Origin of the sequence: Microbaculum marinisediminis (genome assembly GCF_025397915.1) — a bacterium.
Taxonomy (GTDB): domain Bacteria; phylum Pseudomonadota; class Alphaproteobacteria; order Rhizobiales; family Tepidamorphaceae; genus Microbaculum; species Microbaculum marinisediminis.
The window spans coordinates 244,161-264,190 of record NZ_JALIDZ010000008.1; the positions used below are offsets into that span (position 1 = coordinate 244,161).

Consider the following 20,030-nt stretch of genomic DNA (forward strand, 5'->3'; position numbering starts at 1 on the left):
ACTGAACGGACAACCATCGCCACAAAGCGGCCGGCTTCGCTGTGGCGGACACCAAGAAAGACGAGCGTGAGCCCGATGCGGCGTCTGGCGATTGCGCGGCTCTGGCACGAGGCCAGTGCGTTTTCCCCCATCCCGACGGGACTGGACAGATTTCACCTGCGCGAGTGGCAGGCCGGGCCGAAAGCGCGCAACGTTTTCCGCGGCACCGCGACGGAAATGGGCGCAGCCGTTGCCTTTCTGGAAGCCAATCCGTCGTGGGACGGGACCTTCCTGCGCTGCACCTCCGCCATGCCGGGCGGCCCGGTCGAGCAGGCGGCCCTGGATGCGATTATCCACGAGATCGTCCAGGGGATCTCCGACGGCCCCTGGGACGCGGTCTACATCTCGCTGCACGGCGCCATCGCCGGAACGGAGGACCTCGGCCCCGACTACACGCTTCTCGAGCGCGTCCGCGCAGCGGTCGGACCGCACGTGCCCGTCGCGGTCACCTTCGACATGCATGCCTGCCTCGACCCGCGGATCGCCGAATGCGCCGATATCATCGTCGGCTACAAGACCTATCCGCATGTCGACATGGCACAGACGGCGGCAAAGGCCCTCGGCCTGCTCGATCGCATGGCGCGGGGCGGCGAGCGGCTGAAATCCCTGATCCTGCCCGTGCCGATGCTGCCGCTGAGCCACGCCATGCGCACGGCAGGCGATCCGATGGGCGCGCTGGTACGCCTCGCGGCGGAGACCGAGACGGCGCGAGGCCTGCAAGACATCACCGTGTTCGGCGGCTTCGCCTATGCCGATACCCCGTGGACCTCATCCTCGGTGACCGTGTGCTATCGCGACGAAGGCGAGGCGTCCGGCCTGGACGCGCATGCGGCCGCGCGGGAGGTCGCGGCGGAGCTCAAGCGCCGCCACGCCGACTTCCTGTCGACGCTACCCGATGCAGCGCGCGGCCTACAGCACGCCCGCGACCTGCTGGATCGCGGCACGCCTTGGCCGGTCGCCGTGCTGGAGAACGCCGACAACCCGCTTTCGGGCGGTGCCTGCGATACCCCCGGCCTGTTCCAGGCCCTGGTCGACATGCGGCCGCCGTGGCCCGCACTCTTCGCCAGTTTCTACGACCCGGAGCTCGTCGCCAGGGCCCACGCCGCGGGCCCCGGGACGACGCTGCACGTCACCCTCGGCGGCCGGCTGAGCGACGCGTTCGGTCCGCCCGTTGCCTTCGAAGGCGAGATCGTCCGGCTCACCGACGGGCGCTTTTCCAACACCGGCCCGATGGAATACGGCCGGCCGGAGGCGATCGGGCGCACCGTGCTGCTGCGGTCGGGCAACATTTCGGTGGTCGTCGGCGAGACGCCGCAGAGCGTCAACGATCCGGCATGGTGCGCCCTGCACGGGATCGACCTTGGCGACATCGCGCTGTTCTGCGCGAAGGCCAAGAACCATTTCCGCGCGAGCTTCGAGCACCTGTGCGGCGCGATCGTCGACGTCGAGACCCCCGGCCCCGCCCCCACAGACCTGACCCGTCTGCCTTATCGGCACGTCCCCCCGCACTTCCTCGTCCCATCCTGACAGCGAGCCCAGCCCGCCATGAACACCCCGTCTCCCGGGAACCACACCTATGACGCCGTCATCATCGGCGGCGGACACAACGGCCTGACCTGCGCAGGCTATCTCGCCAAGGCCGGCATGAAGGTGGCGGTCGTGGAGCGCCGGCACATCGTCGGCGGCGCCTGCGTCACGGAGGAATTTCACCCCGGTTTCCGCAACTCCTCCTGCTCCTATCTCGTCGGCCTGCTGGCGCCCGAGGTGATCGCCGACCTGGAGCTGCACCGTCATGGTCTGGAGATTCTGGAACGGACCGGAGGAACGCTCAGCGTCCTGCCCGACGGCGGTTCCATCGAGCTGACCACCGACAAGGCCGGCATCATGGACCAGCTGGCGCACACCAGTCCCTCCGACGCCGACGCCTATGCCGAGCTGTCCAGTCTTCTCGATGTCGCCGCCACGGTCATGCGCGCAGTCGCGCGCGAACGGCCGCCGGAAATGACGGGCGGCTGGGGCCAGCTGCTGCAGACCGGCAGGGTCGGGCTGCACCTGCGCCACCTCTCGCCCAAGCAGCGCGCCGATTTCGCCGCGCTCATGCTGAAGAGCCTTGCCGATTTCCTGAACGAGCGGTTCGACAACGAGGCCTTCAAGGGCGTCTACGGCTTCAAGGGCCTGGTCGGCAACATGGCCAGCCCCTACGCCATCGGCTCCGCCTATGTGCTGCTTCATCACGTCTTCGGCGAGGTCAACGGCAAGCGCGGCAAGTGGGGCCAGCCGCGCGGCGGCATGGGCGGCATCACCCAGGCGATGCAGGCATCGCTGGAAGCGCGCGGCGGCGACGTCTGGCTCGGCGACGGCGTTCGCGAGGTCATCGTCGAGAAGGGCCGTGCCGCGGGGGTCACCCTGCACGACGGAACCGTCCTGCGCGCGCCGATCGTGGCGTCGAGCGTCAATCCCCGCCTGCTGTTTCTCGAGATGCTGGACACCAGCACGCTCGACAGCACGTTCGTGCGTAGGCTGCGCAACTGGCGCTGTCGCTCGGGGACCTTCCGGATGAACGTCGCGCTGTCGGAACTGCCCGACTTCACCGCGCGGCCGGGACGCGACCTGCAGGCCCATCACACCGGCACCATCGCCATCGCGCCGTCACTCGACTATCTCGAGCGCGCCTACGACGACGCGCGGCACCAGGGATGGTCGCGCCGCCCCGTGATCTCGATGTGCATCCCCACGACCATCGAGCCCGAGCTCGCGCCGGACGGCGCCCATATCGCCGGCCTCTTCTGCCAGCATTTCAATCCCGACCTCCCCGACGGCCGGAGCTGGGACGACCATCGCGACGAGGTCGCCAGACTGGTGATCGACACGATTGGCGACTACGCGCCGAACTTCCCCGGGTCGGTGCTCGGCTACTCGGCGCTAACACCGCTGGACCTGGAAACCGAATACGGGCTGGTCGGCGGCGACATCTTTCACGGAGAGATGCATCTCGACCAGCTCTTCAGCCTCAGGCCGGCCGCCGGCCATGCCGCCTACACGAGCCCGATACGGGGACTGTTCCAGTGCGGATCGGGCACCCATCCCGGCGGCGGCGTCACCGGCCTTCCCGGTATGAACGCGGCGCGGGAAATCCTCAAGCGGCGACGGGAGTTCACCTAGCGAACATGCGGGCGCCATGATAACGAGGACCGTCGGATAACGATTCTCGGAGACCCCGCCATGGCCGAAGATGACAGCGCTGCCGCGCCATCGGACAACAGCGCCGATTTCGTCCGCTCTCTGGCGCGCGGGCTCAGCGTCATCAAGGCCTTCGACCGCTTCACCCCTGCCATGACGCTGAGCGACGTGGCGCGCAAGACCGGGCTGCCGCGCGCCGCCGCCGGCCGTTTCCTGAAGACCCTGGTCACGCTGGAGTACGCGAGCTTCGACGGGCGCGAATACCGCCTGCGTCCGCGCGTGCTGGAGCTGGGCATGGCCTATTTCAGCTCCTTCTCGTTCATCGATATCGCGAATCCTATACTCGAAGCGGCGGCCAAGAAGGCCGGCGAGCCCTGCTCCATGGGCGTGCTCGACGGCACCGAGCTGGTCTACGTGGCGCGCCACACGGCCAATCGGATGATGTCGATCAGCATCGCCCTGGGCAACCGATACCCGGCCACGTCCACGTCGCTCGGCCGCGTGCTGCTCGGCGGTCTGTCCGATGCCGAGCTCGACGCGCTGCTGGACACGGTGGAGATCCGCCCGGTCACGCCGCAGACGGTGACCGACAAGCGCAAGCTGCGCGACATCATCGTGCAGGGCAGGTCCGACGGATACTGCACCGCCGACGGCCAGCTCGAGATCGGCATCCGCTCCATCGCCGTCCCGGTGCGCGGGCGCGACGGCAAGATCATTGCCGCCATCAACATGGGCGTGCCGGCGACCCGGCACACCATGGAAAGCCTGACCACGCACCTGCTGCCGATCCTCCGCGACGCGGCCAGCGAAATCGAGTTCGCGATCCGCTCCAAACCCTGATCAGCACGCCGTCCGCCGGCTCCAAGCCCCGGCGCCGAAGCGCACCGCCGTGCGCTTGACAGCCCCGCTCATCCTTTTTACGGTGTACGTATAGTGAACCATTGACCGCTAGGCGAACATATCAGATCGCGATACGATGCGGAACGAGGGGACCCGCATGACCATCGAAACGCCCGAAGCCGACACGCCGATTGTCGTGGAAGACCTCCACAAGCGCTTCGACACGCTGGAAGTGCTGAAGGGGATTTCGCTCCGCGCCGAAAAGGGCGACGTGATCTCGATCATCGGCTCCAGCGGCTCGGGCAAGAGCACGTTCCTGCGCTGCATCAATCTGCTGGAGCGGTACGATTCCGGCACGATCCGCGTCTACGGCGAGGCGCTGCGGGTCGGTCCGAAGGGCAGGATCGACAACAAGCAGGCCGACCGCATCCGACGCCGCGTCGGAATGGTGTTCCAGAGCTTCAACCTCTGGTCCCACCTCACCGTCATCGAGAACCTGATCGAGGGGCCGGTGCATGTGCTCGGCATGAAGCGCAGCGAAGCCATCGAGAAGGCCGCGGCGCTGCTCGAGAAGGTCGGGATCCACGACAAGCGCAATCACTATCCCAGCCATCTCTCGGGCGGGCAGCAGCAGCGGGCGGCGATCGCCCGCGCGCTGGCGATGGAGCCCGACGTCCTGCTCTTCGACGAGCCCACGTCCGCGCTCGACCCCGAGCTGGTCGGCGAGGTGCTGCGTGTCATGCGCGCGCTCGCCGAGGAGCATCGCACCATGATCATCGTCACCCACGAGATGCGCTTCGCGCGCGAGGTTTCCTCGAAGGTCGTCTTCCTGGATCAGGGGCGCGTCGAGGAGGAAGGAACGCCGGCCCAGGTCTTCGACAATCCGCGCTCGGAGCGCTGCCGGCAGTTCGTCAGACAGTCCTACGCGGACGCCTGAACACCACAACGCCAACAAACCAACCGGAGAGAAATGGAATGTCCAAGTTGAGGAAATCGCTTCTGTCGATCGTCGCCGCCTGTGGCGTCGGCCTCACCGCCGCCGCGGTCCAGGCCGAGCCGCTGCGCATCGCCACCGAAGGCGCCTACCCGCCCTTCAACTTCGTCGACGCGAACGGCGAACTCCAGGGCTTCGACGTCGAGATCGCCAAGGCCCTGTGCGCCGAGATGAAAGTCGAGTGCACGATCTCCGCCCAGGCCTGGGACGGCATGATCGCCGGACTGAATGCCGGCCAGTACGACGTCATCGTGGCCAGCATGTCGATCACGCCGGCCCGCCTGGAAGCCGTGAACTTTACCGAGCCCTACTACCAGGCCGGCGCCGTTCTCGTCGCTCCCAAGGACTCCGACCTCGAGCCGACCGCCGAGAGCCTCGCCGGCAAGTCCATCGGCGTGCAGCGCGCCAGCACCTACGCCGCGCTGATCGACAGCCGTTTCCCGGACGCGAGCGTGCGCCTCTACGACAAGGTCGAGAACCACAATCTCGACCTCGTGACCGGCCGTATCGACGGCGTGATCGCCCAGCGCATCGCCCTGTCGCGCTGGCTGGAGTCCGAGGATGGCAAGCCGTTCGAGATGAAGGGCGAGGCCATGCTCGATCCCGATATCCTCGGCAAGGGCGCCGGCATCGCCGTGCGCAAGAGCGACGAGGAGCTTCTGGCCAAGCTCGATGCCGCGCTCGCCACGATCAAGGAGAATGGCGTCTACGACGAGATCAACGACGGCTTCTTCCCCTTCAGCATGAAGCCGGCCGAGTAAGGCGGGAAACAGCGACGCGACCGCGCCATCGCGCCGGTCGCGTCGCTGCGCCAGCCGCTCCCAGACAACCGCCGAGGACCGCCTCATGCCTGACCTGCAGGGCTTCGGCCCCATGCTCGCCCAAGGCGCGCTGATGACCATCCAGGTCGCGCTCTTCAGCGCGTTCTTCGGCGTTCTCATCGGCATCGTCGTGGCGATGATGAAGCTGTCCTCGAGCCGTACCGCACAGATCGTCGGCGACGCGTACACGACCATCGTCCGCGGCGTGCCGGCGCTGGTGCTCATCCTCTTGATCTATTTCGGCGGCATCCGGCTGGTCAACGAGATCGCCCGGTCGTTCGGCCACGAACAGCACATCGAACTCAATGCCTTCGTCGCCGGCGTCTTCGCCCTGTCGCTGGCCTTCGGCGCCTATGCCACCGAGGTGTTCCGCGGCGCGTTCCAGTCGATTCCGAAGGGTCAGATCGACGCCGCCCGGGCGCTCGGCATGGGGCGTTGGCTGACCTTTCGCCGCATTTCGCTGCCGCAGGTCTGGCGGATCGCCCTTCCCGGCCTCGGCAACATCTTCCTCGTCATCCTCAAGGAGACCGCGCTGGTGTCCGTCATCGGCCTGGAGGAACTGATGCGCAAGACCGAGTACGCCGTCGGCTTCACCCGCCAGCCGTTCACCTTCTTCCTCGCCGCCGCGTTCATCTACCTCGCCATGACCATCGTCAGCATGCTCGTGCTGCAGGCGCTGGAGCAGCGGGCCGCGCGCGGCAACCAGCCGATGGACGCGGCATGAATATCAGCGTCATGATCGACAGCATCCCGGCCCTTCTGGGCGGTGCCGGGCTGACCCTCCAGCTGGTCGGGCTCGCCGTGGTCATCGGCTTCGTGATCGCGGTCCTGGTGGCGCTGGCGCGCCTGTCGCGGTCCCCGCTCCTGTGGCTGCCCGCCTACGGCTTCGTCTTCTTCTTTCGCGGCACGCCGCTGCTGGTGCAGATCTTCCTGATCTACTACGGCCTGTCGCAGTTCTCCGCCGTGCGGGACAGCGCGCTCTGGGTCATCCTGCGCGAACCGTTCTGGTGCGCGCTGATCGCCTTTTCGCTGAACACCGCCGCCTACAGCGCCGAGATCGTGCGCGGCGCCATCCAGGCCGTCCCCCGCGGCCAGATCGAGGCGGCGATGGCAATCGGCATGTCGCGCCTGACCCGCCTGCGCCGCATCGTCATGCCGCAGGCGGTCCGCATCGGCCTGCCGGCCTATGGCAACGAGGTGATCCTGCTGATCAAGGCGAGCTCGCTCGCCAGCACCGTCACCCTGCTCGATCTTACCGGTGTCGCGCGCACCATCAGCTCGGTGAACTACATGCCGGTCGAGCTGCTCTCCATGGCCGCGCTGATCTATCTCGCGATGACCTTCGTGGTCACCCGCGCCTTCAAGGTCATCGAATACCTCCTGTCGGGAGACCGCCGTCAGCCGCCCACGGCCGTCCCCCTTCCAGATCAGCCCGTTCCCGACCAATCCCTTCCCCCTGACCACCCCCTTCCCGTTGCATCCGGCAAGACGAAATGAACGCTCCCCATCACCCCGCCTCCGGCAAGGACTGGCATGCCGAGGCGCGCGCCCTGGCACCGCAGACCTTGGCCTTCATCGATGGAGACCATCGCCCCGCCCGCTCCGGCGCCACCTTCGCCACCGTCAATCCGGCCACCGGCGCGATCGTCGCCGAGGTCGCCGCCTGCGGCGCGGCGGACGTGGACGATGCGGTTGCCGCAGCGGCGCGGGCGTTCGCCTCCGGCCGCTGGTCGGCTGCCGCGCCGGCGGCCCGCAAGGCCACCCTCTTGCGCTTCGCAGACCTCATCGAGGCCGACTCCGACACGTTCGCCCTGCTCGAGACCCTCGACATGGGCAAACCGATCCGCGACAGCCTGTCGATCGACGTGCCCGCCGCCGTGCGCTGCCTGCGCTGGTTCGCCGAGACGACCGACAAGCTCTACGACGAGATCGCGCCGACCGCGTCGGGAACGCTCGCCATGGTCCGCCGCAGGCCGGTCGGGGTGGTCGCCGCGATCGTGCCCTGGAACTTCCCGCTGGTCACCGCGATGACCAAGATCGCGCCGGCGCTGGCGGCCGGCAACAGCGTGGTCCTGAAGCCGTCGGAGCTGTCGCCGCTGAGCGCCCTCCGGCTCGGTGCGCTGGCAAGCGCGGCCGGCCTGCCCGACGGCGTCTTCAACGTCGTCCCCGGCATCGGCCCCGAAGCCGGCAAGGCGCTGGCACTGCACGCCGATGTCGCCGCTCTCACGTTCACCGGCTCCACCGCCGTCGGCAAGCTGCTGCTGACCTATGCCGGCCAGTCGAACATGAAGAAGGTGAGCCTGGAGTGCGGCGGCAAGTCGGCGAACATCGTGCTCGCCGACTGCCCCGATCTCGACCGTGCCGTCGAGGCGAGCGCCATGGGCGCCTTCCAGAACCAGGGGCAGATCTGCAACGCGGGAACGCGCCTGATCCTTCAGACGCCGATCCGCGATGCGTTCCTGGAAAAGCTGACCGCGCTGACGCGGTCGTTCGTGCCCGGGGACCCGTTGTCGCCCGAGACCCGGTTCGGCGCGATGGTCTCGGCCGAACATGCCGCGCGGGTGCGCGGCTATATCGAGGCGGGTCTCGCGCAAGGCGCGACCCGGCTCACCGGTGACGGCCTCGCGCCGGACGGCCTTTCGCCGGACACCTGTATCCACCCCACCCTGTTCGCCGGGGTCGACAACGCCATGACCATCGCGCGCGAGGAGATCTTCGGCCCCGTCCTCAGCGTCATCGACGCGGAGACCATGGACCAGGCGATCGACATCGCCAACGACAGCGACTACGGCCTGGCCGCCGCGATCTGGACGCGGGACATCGCCAAGGCGCTGGACGCCGAAAGCCGGCTCGATACCGGCTTCGTCTGGATCAACACCCTCAGGGTCGGCGACATCACCGTGCCCTTCGGCGGCACCAAGGCCTCCGGCACCAGCCGCGACAAGTCCCTGCATGCCTTCGACAACGTGACCCACCGCAAGAGCGTCTGGGTGGACCTTTCGGCACGGTCATGAGCCTCAAGCGGAAACGCGTCCTTGCCGGTGCCATCCTGCATGAGACGAACACCTTCAATGCCATTCCTACCCGCCTTGCCGATTTCGCCGGGCGCTACCTCCTGTACGGTACCGACGCGGCGCGGGCACGGCTCGCCGGCACGGCGACCGAGATCGGCGGCCTGCTGCGCGCCGCGGACCTGCACGGCTGGGACGTCGTCGTCGCCGTCGCCGCGGCCTGCGGCCCGTCCGGACCGCTGGAGGCGTCCGACTGGGCGGCGCTCAAGGCACGGCTCCTGGATATCGAAGGCCCGTTCGACGGCGTCGCGCTGGCGCTCCACGGCGCCATGGTCACCGAGGACAGCCTCGATCCCGAAGGCGAGCTGCTGGACGCCCTGCGCCTACGGCACGGGGCCCGCGTTCCCATCGTCGCCACGCTCGACATGCACGCCAACGTCTCCACGCGGATGGTCGCGGCCGCCGACGCCTTCTTTCCCTATCGGACCTATCCGCACATCGACCACGCCGACTGCGCGATCGACGCCGCCGCGGCCCTGGACGCCCTGATGGAGGCGGCGCGGCGGCCCGGCAGCGGCCGGCTGACCCGAAGCGTGCTCGCCCGCCCGCCGATGCTGGACGCCGCCGATCACGGCCGCACCAACCCGCCCGGTCCGATGAACGCGCTGCTTGCCCGCGCAAGCGAGATCGCGGGACATCCCGGCGTCGTTTCGGCGGGCCTGACGATCGGCTTCCCCTGGTCCGACGTCGCCGAGGCCGGCCCGGCGGCGGTCGTGACCGTACGCACCGATACAGCGACCGCCCCGACACCAGTAGATCCAGCGCCGTTCGCGCGCGACCTGGCCGAACGCCTGTGGGAGAGCCGAGCGCAGACCCAGCTCGATTTCCCCGGGGTCGCCGACGCGATCGCCCTTGCGAAACGGGACAGCGACGACGCGCGGCCGCTCCTGCTGGTCGATTTCGCCGACAATCCCGCCGGTGGCGCCTACGGCGATTCCCCCAATCTGCTGCGGGCGATGGTCGAGGCGGAGCTGGAGAACGCCGCGTTCGCGACACTTGCCGATCCCGAGGCGGTGCGCCTTGCGGCGGAGGCCGGAGAGGGGGCGACGCTCGACCTGTCGCTCGGCGGCCGGCATGCGCCGGAAATCGGCCCGCCGCTCGCTATCCGCGTCAGGGTCGCGCGCCTGCATGACGGCTGCTTCGAATGCGAGGGGCCGATGCTGCGGGGCCTCACCGTCGACATGGGCGCGATGGCGGTTCTGGAAGCCTGCGGCCTGCGCATCGTCGTCGCCAGCCGCGCGCTCGCCGTCACCGACCTGAACCTGTTCCGGACGGTGGGCATCGAACCCGCCTCGTTGCGCACCATCGGCCTGAAGAGCCGCAACCATCTGCGCGCCGCCTTCGGCCCGATCGCCCGCGGCGTCGTGCTCGTCGACGCCGGCGGCATCGCCACGATGCGGCTGTCGCACATCCCCTATCGCCGTATAGACAGATCCGTCTGGCCCCTGACCCCCGTGGACCCGTCCCGCAAGCTGGAAAACGCTCATGTCTTCGACACCGCATCCCGATCTGAGGAATGATCCCGTCCCCGCGACCGCCACGCTCAAGGCGCTCGACCTGGCGCACCATCTCCACCCGTTCACCGATCACGGCGAACTGCGGCAGGAAGGCGGGGCGCGCGTCATCGCGTCGGCCCAGGGCTGCCACCTGACCGACACCGACGGCCAGCGCCTGCTCGACGGCATGGGCGGCCTGTGGTGCGTGAACATCGGCTACGGCCGCCGCGAACTGGCCGAGGTCGCCGCCCGGCAGATGAACGAGCTGCCCTACTACAACAGCTTCTTCAAGACGACGATGCCGGAGACCGTCCTGCTCGCCGAGGAGCTGGCGGCCCTGACGCCGGAAGGGCTCAACCGCGTCTTCTTCTCCAATTCCGGCTCCGAGGCGAACGACACCAACATCCGGATCGCGCGCAGCTACTGGCAGAAGCGCGGCGAGCCCCAGCGCACCGTCATCGTCAGCCGCAAGCTCGCCTATCACGGCAGCACCATCGCCGCGGCCAGCCTGACGGGGCTGGAGAGCATGCACGACATCCCGGGCGTCCCCATTCCCGACATCGTCCACGCGCCGGCCCCGTTCTGGTGGGCGAATGGCGGCGACCTGTCCGCCGACGAATTCGGCATCGAGGCGGCGCGGGGTCTCGAGGAGACGATCCGCGCGGTCGGACCGGAGCGCGTCGCCGCCTTCATCGGCGAGCCGGTGCAGGGTGCCGGCGGCGTCATCGTCCCGCCCGCGACCTATTGGGCCGAGGTCCAGCGCATCTGCCGGAAATACGGCATTCTGCTGATCGTTGACGAGGTCATCTGCGGCTTCGGCCGCACCGGACGATGGTTCGGCAGCCAGACCTTCGACATCGCCCCCGACATCATGACGATCGCCAAGGGCATGTCTTCCGGCTACCTGCCGATCTCGGCCAGCGTCGTCCACGACGCCGTCGCGGAGGTCGTGTTCGACGCCCCGGGCCGCTTCCCGCACGGCTACACCTATTCCGGCCATCCCGTCGCCGCCGCCGTCGCCCGCGAGAACATCGCCATCATGAAACGCGAGGGCATCGTCGACTATGTCGGCGATGACATCGGCCCCTATTTCCAGGAGCGGCTCGCGACCCTGCTCGACCATCCGCTGGTGGGCGAGGTGCGCGGCGTCGGGCTGATGGCCGCCGTCGAACTCACCCGCGACAAGACCGGCCGCGCCCCGGTCGAGCCGGTCGGCAGCATGGCGACGCCGGTACGCAACGCCTGCTTCGAGAACGGCCTGGTGACGCGCGCGGTGCGCGACTGCCTCGTGTTCTCGCCGCCGCTGGTGATCACGCGCGCCGAGGTCGACGAACTTGTCGCGATCCTGCGGCGCTCCATCGACCAGGCGCTCTGACCGGCGTCCCGGCACGGCCCCGCGGAAGCGGGAGGCCGGCACGGCTCCTCGAGCGGCAGGCCTGATGCGTCAACCCGGCGGCGGCATCGCCGTCGCCGGCCTTACGGCGCGCCCTTCGCCCGCAGCGACAGCACGGCCCTGAGCCCGTGCGGCTGGCGGTTCTCCAGATGCAGCGCGCCCCCCATGCGGTCCGCCGCCTCCTTGGCGATGGCCAGGCCCAGTCCGCTTCCCGCGCCGGCGGATGCGCGACCGCGAAAGAAACGGTCCGCGGCCCTTGGCAGTTCGTTCTCGGGCATCCCCGGCCCGGTGTCCTCGACGACGATGTCGACGCCACCGTCGGTTTCGCACAAGTGCACGACGACCTTTGCGCCATCGGGTGAATGGTTAATCGCGTTCTCGATGAGATTGCGTAGGGCAAGCGTGAGCAGGATCGGGTCCAGGGACGCTTCCAGATCCGCCCCGCCGTCCGCGACCTCGACCCTGCCGGACGCCGCGGGCGGCAGCTCGACCACGATCCGTTCGACGATGTCCATCGGCCGGCCGGCAACGGTTCCGCGCGCCTGCCCCTCGGCCTCCACGGCGACGAGATCGAGCAGCTGCTTGACCAGACGCGAGGTGCGATCCACACCGGTCGATATCTGGCGAAGCGCATTCGCATGGACATCGCCGTCGCCGCTGGCAAGCGCGACCTGGGCCTGCGTCTTGAGGCCCGCCAGGGGCGTCTGCAGCTCGTGCGCCGCGAAGGCGGTGAAGGTCTTCTCGCGGTCCCGGGCGTCGGCGACGCGCGTGAACAGGCCATTGAGGGCGCGGACCGCCGGCGCGATCTCCTGCGGCAGATCGCTGTCCGGCAGCGGGCGCAGATCGTTGGCGGGGCGTGACGACAGGGCATCGGCCATCGCATTCAGCGGCGCCATTCCGCGCCTGACGCTGAGCCAGATCGCGGTCGCGAGGAACGGCAGGATCAGCGCGGCCGGCACCACCAGGCCCGTGATCACGTCGCTCACCAGCCGGTCGCGGATGCTGATGCTGTCACCGACCATGACGCGAACGCCGAGAATGGGATTCTCGATCGTGTAGACGCGCCAGGTCTCGTCGCCCACGACCGTTTCGGAGAACCCGTCGACCGCCTCCGTCAGACGCCCTTCAGGGGCGTGCTCGGACCGCCCCACGAGCGTCCCGTCGAGAGACCAGATCTGGCAGGACAGCTGCCGTTCATAGGGCGGTGAGCTGAACTCGAACGAAACCGCGGGCCGGTTTCCGTCGGCATCCGCTGCGGCCAGCTCGATCCGCTGGTCCGTCAGAAGCGAGTTCACCATCCGCGCGGCTTCCATCAGCCGGGCGTCGAGAACGCGCTCGACCTCGGCCTGCGTCCCCAGATAGATCCAGATCACCGCCAGCACCCAGACCAGCCCGGTCGACCCGAGCAGGATCGCCAGCAGCCGCGCGCGTATGGACCTCACGGCGCTTCCTCCGACAGGCGGTATCCGAGGCCGCGCACCGTGCGAATGAAATCCGTCCCGAGCTTCGCGCGCAGATGATGGATGTGCACCTCCACGGCGTTGCTCTCCACCTGCTCCTGCCAGCCGTAGAGCGTCTCCTCGAGGGCCGCGCGCGATACCGTGACGCCCGGACGCTCCATCAGCGCGCGCAGCACGCCGAATTCGCGCCGGGTGAGAGGCAACACGTTTCCGTCGACCGTCGCCTCCTGCCGCGCCGGGTCGAGGATCACGCCGCGCCACTCGAGCGTCGGCGTCGAGCGGCCCGATCCCCGCCGCGCCACGGCCCGCACGCGCGCCGCCAGTTCGTCCAGATCGAACGGCTTGCCGACATAATCGTCGGCCCCGGCGTCGAGCCCGGCGATGCGGTCGGCCACCTGGTCGCGCGCCGTCAGCAGCACCACCGGAGTGCCGTCCTTGCGCTGTCGCAGCGCGGACAGGACATCCAGGCCCGATCCGTCCGGCAGCATCAGGTCGAGCACCACGGCATCATAGGGCTGCGTCTCGAGCGCGATCCGCGCGTCCTCGCAGGTCGCGACCCCATCGACCGTGAAACCGCTCAGCCCGAGCCCCACGGTGAGGCCGTCGAGCAGCATGGTGTCGTCCTCGACGACGAGAATCCTCATTGAGTGATCTCCAAGGGAGTGACATGCACCACCCTGTCTTCATCCTAACGGCCCGGCCGTCAGACCGCTATCCGACCAGCAGATGCCCCATCGACGGATCGGGGATCACGACGATCGGGCTGCCGTCCCGGACTTCCCCATGCAGATGGATGATGTCCTGGTTGACGAGGCGGATGCACCCGGACGACACGGCCTTGCCGATGCTCCAGGCCTCCGGCGTACCATGAACCCGATACAGCGTGTCCCTGCCGCCCTCGTGGATATAGAGCGAGCGCGCCCCGAGTGGATTCTTGAGGCCGGGGTCCATGCCGCCATTGGCGATGCTGTACGGTTCCAGTTCCGGCTGACGCGCCACCATCTCGTCCGGCGGGGTCCAGCGCGGCCATTCGCGCTTGTAGGCGACGATCGCCCGCCCGGACCAGGAGAAGCCCTCTCTGCCGACACCGATACCATAGCGGGTGGCACGGCCGTTCTCCTTGACGTGGTAGAGATACCGGTTCGGCGTATCGACGACGACCGTGCCGGGGGCGTAGGACATCGCGTAGTCGACATCCGCGCGCCAGAACCGCTGGTCCATCTCGGCGACGTCGACCGCGGGAATCGGAAACGGCTCGGTCGGTACGGCGTCGTACATCGGCGGCCTTAAGGGCCTGGTCGGCGCCGCCAGCGCGACATCGGCCGACGGCGGCTTGGCCGGGGACGCGACGCATCCCGAAACCACGAGCGCGCCCCCGCCCAACAGGAACGCGCGCCGGCCGATTGTCGCTCCGGTCCGTCCGGCCTCCACCAGGCCGGCCTGCCCCATGATCGCCGGGTCCTTGGCATCCTGCGTCATCTCGCTACCTCTTTAGTTTTCTCTGACGCGCTCCGAACCGCCTCAAGCTTAAGGCTGCCTTAAGCTGCGCCCCTCAGCAGACGGCGCGAACGGATTTGTGATCGGACACGTTGCGAGGCGGAGGTGATGAAAAAGGCGATTCTGGCCGCGATCGGACCGCTGGCGCTGGCGGTAGCTGCCGCAACCGCGATTTGGACGGCCGCTCCTTCGGCGGCATCGCCGGGAACGCCGTTGCCCGCCGACGAGGCATTCGCCCTCGAAGTGTCGCGCGGTGACGCCGGCGCCATCGTGGTGAGATGGGACATTGCCAGCGGCTACTACCTTTACCGCGAGCAGATCGCGGCCCGCGCCGCCGACGGCGCGCCGCTTGCCATTGAAACGCCCCCGGGCGTCCGCAAGGACGACCCGACCTTCGGGCAGACGGAGATCTATCTCGAACGGGCCGAGGCCATCGTCGCCGACCCCGGCGACGGAGAGGTCGAGATCGGCTATCAGGGCTGCCAGGACGGCGGCATCTGCTACATGCCCGAAACCCGCCGCATCGACGTCGCCACGCTGGCGGTCTCCAATCCGGCGGCGCGCCCGGGTCCCGGGCGGGCTTTCGGCCTTTCCTCCGGCCTTTCCTCCCCTGCGGCATCGCCCGACGTCGCGTGGAGCATGGCGCCCGACCCGGCCGATGAGGCCACCCGACAGGACACGGCGGCCGCGGCCGGCTTCGCGCTGGCGGACGACCCCGGCCTCATCCAGTCGCTCCTGGGAGACGGCGGCACCCTCATGGTGCTCGCCATGTTCCCGCTCTTCGGCCTGCTGCTCGCCTTCACGCCGTGCGTTTTCCCGATGTACCCGATCCTCGCGGCGGCGCTGGGCCGGGAGGGCGAAGGACTGACGGCGCGCCGCGGCTTCACGCTGTCCGCCGTCTACGTCGCCGGACTGGCCTCCGCCTTCGCGATCCTCGGCGCCATCGCCGGATGGTCCGGCCGGAACCTGCAACTGGCCCTGCAATCCCCGGTGACGGTCGGCGTGCTGGCGGCGTTGTTCGTCGTGCTGGCCTTGTCCATGTTCGGGCTGTTCAGGCTCCAGCTCCCGGCCCGCTGGACGAATTGGGTGGCGGCTCGCACCGGCGGCCAGAATGGGTCGAAACGCGGATCGAAACGCGCGGCGGCGGCGCTGGGCTTCTCGTCCGCGCTGATCGTCGGCCCCTGCGTGACCGCCCCGCTGGCGGGCGCGCTCCTCTACATCGCCCAGACCGCCGATGTCGCGCTCGGCGCCGCGGCGCTGTTCGGTCTGGCCCTCGGCAAAGGCATCCCCCTGATCATCATGGGAACGCTCGGCGGCCGGGTAATGCCGCGGGCCGGCGCCTGGATGGAAAGCGTGAACTGCGTGTTCGGCTTCGGTTTCCTTGCGACCGCGATCTGGATGGCGACGCCGCTGCTGCCGACCGGCCTCGACCTCGCCCTGTGGTCCATCCTGCTCATTGCCCTGGCGAGCTTCGCGTTCACGGCCCGTCTGCCGGCCGGTTCGGTGCTGGCCGCAACGCGCGCCGCCGGCGCGGTGGCGTCGATCTACGGGGCAATCCTGATGGTCGGCGCGACGTCGGGAGCGACAGATCCGCTGAAGCCGCTCGCGCCGTTCGCACAACGCGGCGGCACCGCACCGGCCACGCAGCCCCTGAACTTCGCCACCGTCCTGTCCGCCGACGACCTGCGCGCGCGGCTGGCGTCCGCCGACGGCAGGCCGACGATGGTCTACGTCACCGCCGACTGGTGCGTGACCTGCTTCACCATCGAGCGCTCCGTCCTGCCCGACGACGCCGTCAGGCGCGGCCTGTCGGGGTTCCAGCTCGTGAAGGCCGATCTCACCGACGTCAACGCGACGAACACGGCGCTGATGGAACAGCTGAACGTGGCCGGCCCCCCGACCATGCTGTTCTTCGACGCCCAGGCGCGCGAGGTGCCGGACACCCGGCTCGTCGGCGACGTCACCGTCGCCCGGCTGACGCGGTCGGCCGAACGCCTCGGCGAGGCCGGTCGATGAACGCCGTCTCGCTCGGGCCGCTCGTCCTTGCCGCGGACCGCTTCGCGGTGGTTCTCGGCGCCCTTGTCTTCATCCTCGTGGCGGGGGTGATCGCGCGTCGGATCGACCGCCGCTTCGATGCCTGGACCTGGTGGGTGTTGATCGGCGGAATCGCGGCCGCCCGGCTCGGCCACGTGGCGATCAACTGGCGCAGCTTCGCCGACGAGCCCCTGCGCGCCTTCGCGCTGTGGCAGGGCGGGTTCTACTGGCCGGCGGGCCTTGCCGCCATCGCGCTCAGCGTCCTCCTGGTGCTGCGGACCAATCGCCAGCGCGCCTGGGCCCTCGCCTCGCTTGCCGCGGCCTTCATCGTCTGGAACACCACCTCACAGCTCGTCGGCGGCACCAGGGCGATCGCGCTGCCCACGGAGACGTTCGAAACGCTTTCCGGCGCGGACCACAGCTTCCTTGCCGGCCGCGGCACGCCGCAGGTGATCAATCTCTGGGCCACCTGGTGCCCGCCCTGCCGGCGCGAAATGCCGATGATGGCCGACGTCGCCGCCACGACCGACGGCGTCGGCTTCGTCTTTGCCAACCAGGGCGAGACCGCCGACCAGGTCCGGCGCTACCTGGCGGATGCCGGGATCTCGCTCGAGACCGTCCTGCTCGACCGCTCCGGCGCGCTGGCCCGGCACTACGCCGCGCGCGGCCTGCCGGCCACGCTCTTCCTGGACGCCGAGGGAACGCTGTCCCACGCCCATCTCGGCGAGATCTCGCGCGAGGTGCTCATGGACCGTATCGCCAGGATGCGGGACCGGCAGGATTGAACCGAAAACGGAGTACCATCATGAACCGCAGACAGATGCTGAAGACCACGGCGGCGGGAACGGCGGCCATGCTGCTGCCCTCGCTGTCGCACGCGCAGGCCTACCCGAGCGTCCAGGAAGTTCTGTTCGACTCCGAAATCCCGGTACTGGGAAACCTCGTCGGCGACGTTACGATCGCGGAATATTTCGACTACCAGTGCCCCTACTGCAAGCGCGGTCACCGCGATCTCCTCGACCTCGTCCGCGAGGACGGCAAGGTTCGCCTGGTCATGAAGGACTGGCCGATCTTCGGTGGCGCCTCGGTCTACGCGGCGAACCTCGTCCTTGCCGCCGGCGAAGACTACGAGACGGCTCTCAACGCCCTGATGGCCACGCCGGCGCGCCTGTCGCGGGACGAGGTCGACGAGACATTGGCGGACGCCGGCCTCGATGCCGCCGTGCTATACGGCCGCTACGAGAAGGACCGGCCGCGCGTCGACGGCATTCTCGCCCGCAACACCAGCCAGGCGAGAGCCTTCGGCTTCAGCGGCACGCCGGTCTATATCGTCGGCACGAAGATCTACCGCGGGGCGATAGACAGAGCCGCCATGATCGAGGCCATCGCCGCGGCGCGCGAAAGCTGAGCCTTCGCCGCCCGGACGGCGCCTCGCGCTACGATCCGCAATTGTTCGGCGCCACCGAATTGATCGTCTTGTAGCGGCCGTCCGACGTCACGATCTGCGCACAGGTGCTCGTCGACGCATTCCACCAGAACGCCGTCAGACCCTTGGTCCGGGCAAGCTCATAGCCGCGGGCGTTGAGACCCATCTCCGCCTGGCCGCCCTTGGCCCCGACCATGTCCGCGATGTCCGCCGGCGGACCGCCGGCCGTAGCCGTCGCCGTGGCCGGCGCGCCGCCCGACTGGCCACAATCCGCCGGCGCCACGGTATCGACCGTCTGATAGCGCCCGTCGCCGGTAACCACGCGGGCGCAGGTGCCCGACGCGCTGTTCCACCAGAACGCCGTCAGGCCCTGGGTGCGGGCGAGTTCATAGCCGCGCGACTGCAGCGCCATCTCCCCCGACGAGCCCCTGGCGCCGACCAGATCCGACAGGTCCGCCGCATTCGTCGCAGTCGCCACCGGCGCCGTGCCGGTCGTGTCGCTCTGGCACCCGGCGAGCGCAATCGCGGCAAAGGCTATGACAATTGACCTTTTCATCCGTCGTCTCCTCTCTCGACTCGAACTCACTGTCTGTTGCCCCTCTGTGCCCGCGGCCGTCGAACCCGTAGGGGCCGGCGAAGCGAGCGCGGCCCTTGGCCGCGTTGCTCGGAATGCGAGACGCGATCCAGGCCTCATCTTGATTTGCGCAAAGTCTCGGACGGCAGCTCCCCGTATGTCGCGCGGTACGTCTTCGAGAATCGACCGAGATGGCAGAAACCGGCGCCAAGAGCAGCATCGGCGACCGATGCGCCGCCGGTCGCCCGTTCGAGCGCATGCCGTGCACGCTCCAGTCTGATTGCGGTGAGAACCTGGCGCGGAGACAGACCGACGACCGACTTGAACGTCGCCTGCAGATTCCGGACACTGACGTCGCAAGCCTTCGCGATGTCCGAAACCGATATCGGGTCGGCATAGTGCGCAACCATGTACGCTCGGGCCGTGCTGACCTGCTTTCTCGAAAGCGCGGCACCGTTCGCGGCACCTCCGACCTGCCCCTGCAGGAGTTGATCGAAATATCCGCTGATCAGGATCTCGGCGGCGGCGAGCACCCGGTTCGATGCGAGCACGGAAGACGCGGATGCGAGGTCCGTAAACATGTAGTCGAGAAAGGCCATTATCGGCCCCAGCGCCTCGGGATCCCGGCGCAGCTTCCACTCACCGGCAGCGAGCGCGCTGTTCGTGCGGCGTCCGTCGCTCCTGCCGTCTTCCGCCGCAGGTGAAATGATCGATAGCGACCGATAGGTTCCCGTCTCATCGGGATGCACGGTCGTCTTCCGCCGTATCGGCCCGAACATCACCGCATCGCCGCGCGCCGCGCGTATCGTCTTGTGACCGACGGTGCATTCGAGCTTTCCCGTCATCGGAAAAACGATGACTGTCCGGGTGAACTCCATCGTCATGGATTGATGGCCCGACGAGGTGATCTCCACAACGCGGAACCCGCGCGGGCCAACGGGGACGGACCGAACAATCAGGTGTTCGCGCCGGTTCGTGAAATCAAACCGCTCGACATGGCTGAACAGGCGCGGAGGCTGCCAGTCTGGTCTCGCGCTCCGATCGGAGCAATCTCGCGTGATCAGCCGCAAGTCTCGCGCGCTCCCAAAACAAGAAGACGATCGTTTCGTCTTGCGGCCGCCATTAACTTAGCCGCTAAACCATAGTGCTCGCTGGCATCATGGACGTCAACAAATCCGGTGCCGATCGCAGTGATCGGCCGGAAT

Annotated in this window: 18 protein-coding genes; 13 read left to right on the top strand and 5 right to left on the bottom strand. The window is 68.5% G+C overall.

Annotated features, from left to right (window positions below; all coding sequences use genetic code 11):
• The first annotated feature begins 75 nt into the window (after nucleotides 1-75).
• The 10 genes from MUB46_RS18095 (at nucleotide 76) to MUB46_RS18140 (ending at nucleotide 11,816) form a co-directional block, all read left to right on the top strand.
• On the top strand, nucleotides 76-1,566 hold the full coding sequence (locus MUB46_RS18095; protein ID WP_261617392.1) for a M81 family metallopeptidase: 1,491 nt from the start codon (nucleotides 76-78) through the stop codon (nucleotides 1,564-1,566).
• Between the two features lie 18 nt (nucleotides 1,567-1,584).
• Entirely contained in the window at nucleotides 1,585-3,201 is a 1,617-nt protein-coding gene (locus tag MUB46_RS18100; RefSeq protein WP_261617356.1) for a phytoene desaturase family protein, read from the top strand.
• Between the two features lie 60 nt (nucleotides 3,202-3,261).
• Nucleotides 3,262-4,059, top strand: coding sequence for an IclR family transcriptional regulator domain-containing protein (locus tag MUB46_RS18105; RefSeq protein WP_261617357.1), 798 nt, complete (start codon nucleotides 3,262-3,264; stop codon nucleotides 4,057-4,059).
• Between the two features lie 157 nt (nucleotides 4,060-4,216).
• Nucleotides 4,217-4,996 (top strand): ABC transporter ATP-binding protein, encoded by a 780-nt coding sequence (locus tag MUB46_RS18110; protein WP_261617358.1) that lies wholly within the window; start codon nucleotides 4,217-4,219, stop codon nucleotides 4,994-4,996.
• 38 nt (nucleotides 4,997-5,034) lie between these two features.
• Complete coding sequence (locus tag MUB46_RS18115) at nucleotides 5,035-5,814, top strand: transporter substrate-binding domain-containing protein (RefSeq protein ID WP_261617359.1); 780 nt, start codon at nucleotides 5,035-5,037, stop codon at nucleotides 5,812-5,814.
• Between the two features lie 85 nt (nucleotides 5,815-5,899).
• Nucleotides 5,900-6,598, top strand: coding sequence for an ABC transporter permease (locus MUB46_RS18120; protein ID WP_261617360.1), 699 nt, complete (start codon nucleotides 5,900-5,902; stop codon nucleotides 6,596-6,598).
• On the top strand, nucleotides 6,595-7,371 hold the full coding sequence (locus MUB46_RS18125) for an ABC transporter permease (protein ID WP_261617361.1): 777 nt from the start codon (nucleotides 6,595-6,597) through the stop codon (nucleotides 7,369-7,371). Before MUB46_RS18120 ends, MUB46_RS18125 begins: the two co-directional genes overlap by 4 nt.
• Nucleotides 7,368-8,888, top strand: a complete 1,521-nt coding sequence (locus tag MUB46_RS18130; RefSeq protein ID WP_261617362.1) for an aldehyde dehydrogenase family protein — start codon at nucleotides 7,368-7,370, stop codon at nucleotides 8,886-8,888. Before MUB46_RS18125 ends, MUB46_RS18130 begins: the two co-directional genes overlap by 4 nt.
• Nucleotides 8,885-10,465, top strand: coding sequence for a M81 family metallopeptidase (locus tag MUB46_RS18135; RefSeq protein ID WP_261617363.1), 1,581 nt, complete (start codon nucleotides 8,885-8,887; stop codon nucleotides 10,463-10,465). The genes MUB46_RS18130 and MUB46_RS18135 overlap by 4 nt, the downstream gene beginning before the upstream one ends.
• Nucleotides 10,431-11,816, top strand: a complete 1,386-nt coding sequence (locus MUB46_RS18140) for an aspartate aminotransferase family protein (protein WP_261617364.1) — start codon at nucleotides 10,431-10,433, stop codon at nucleotides 11,814-11,816. Before MUB46_RS18135 ends, MUB46_RS18140 begins: the two co-directional genes overlap by 35 nt.
• A 101-nt stretch (nucleotides 11,817-11,917) precedes the next feature.
• On the opposite strand, the gene MUB46_RS18145 is transcribed toward MUB46_RS18140, so the two are convergent.
• The 3 genes from MUB46_RS18145 to MUB46_RS18155 all read right to left on the bottom strand — a co-directional run bounded on the left by MUB46_RS18145 (nucleotide 11,918) and on the right by MUB46_RS18155 (nucleotide 14,773).
• A complete protein-coding gene (locus MUB46_RS18145; RefSeq protein ID WP_261617365.1) occupies nucleotides 11,918-13,276 on the bottom strand; it encodes an ATP-binding protein in 1,359 nt (452 codons plus the stop codon).
• Nucleotides 13,273-13,938, bottom strand: coding sequence for a response regulator (locus MUB46_RS18150; RefSeq protein ID WP_261617366.1), 666 nt, complete (start codon nucleotides 13,936-13,938; stop codon nucleotides 13,273-13,275). Before MUB46_RS18150 ends, MUB46_RS18145 begins: the two co-directional genes overlap by 4 nt.
• Before the next feature lie 67 nt (nucleotides 13,939-14,005).
• Nucleotides 14,006-14,773, bottom strand: a complete 768-nt coding sequence (locus MUB46_RS18155) for a L,D-transpeptidase (RefSeq protein WP_425256284.1) — start codon at nucleotides 14,771-14,773, stop codon at nucleotides 14,006-14,008.
• Nucleotides 14,774-14,899: 126 nt separating this feature from the next.
• Between MUB46_RS18155 and dsbD the strand changes: the two genes are divergently transcribed.
• The 3 genes from dsbD to MUB46_RS18170 are packed head-to-tail and all read left to right on the top strand — an operon-like array spanning nucleotide 14,900 to nucleotide 18,233.
• A complete protein-coding gene (gene dsbD / locus MUB46_RS18160; RefSeq protein ID WP_261617367.1) occupies nucleotides 14,900-16,807 on the top strand; it encodes a protein-disulfide reductase DsbD in 1,908 nt (635 codons plus the stop codon).
• The gene (locus MUB46_RS18165) at nucleotides 16,804-17,610 is read left to right on the top strand and encodes a TlpA disulfide reductase family protein (protein ID WP_261617368.1); all 807 of its coding nucleotides are present in this window, start codon (nucleotides 16,804-16,806) and stop codon (nucleotides 17,608-17,610) included. Before dsbD ends, MUB46_RS18165 begins: the two co-directional genes overlap by 4 nt.
• 17 nt (nucleotides 17,611-17,627) lie before the next feature.
• Nucleotides 17,628-18,233: a DsbA family protein gene (locus MUB46_RS18170; RefSeq protein ID WP_261617394.1), complete on the top strand. Its 606-nt coding sequence runs from the start codon at nucleotides 17,628-17,630 to the stop codon at nucleotides 18,231-18,233.
• 28 nt (nucleotides 18,234-18,261) lie between these two features.
• Here MUB46_RS18170 and MUB46_RS18175 read toward each other — a convergent pair whose 3' ends face one another.
• Nucleotides 18,262-18,807 (bottom strand): lipoprotein, encoded by a 546-nt coding sequence (locus MUB46_RS18175; protein WP_261617369.1) that lies wholly within the window; start codon nucleotides 18,805-18,807, stop codon nucleotides 18,262-18,264.
• Between the two features lie 134 nt (nucleotides 18,808-18,941).
• Nucleotides 18,942-19,895, bottom strand: coding sequence for a helix-turn-helix domain-containing protein (locus tag MUB46_RS18180; RefSeq protein WP_261617370.1), 954 nt, complete (start codon nucleotides 19,893-19,895; stop codon nucleotides 18,942-18,944).
• Between the last annotated feature and the right edge of the window lie 135 nt (nucleotides 19,896-20,030).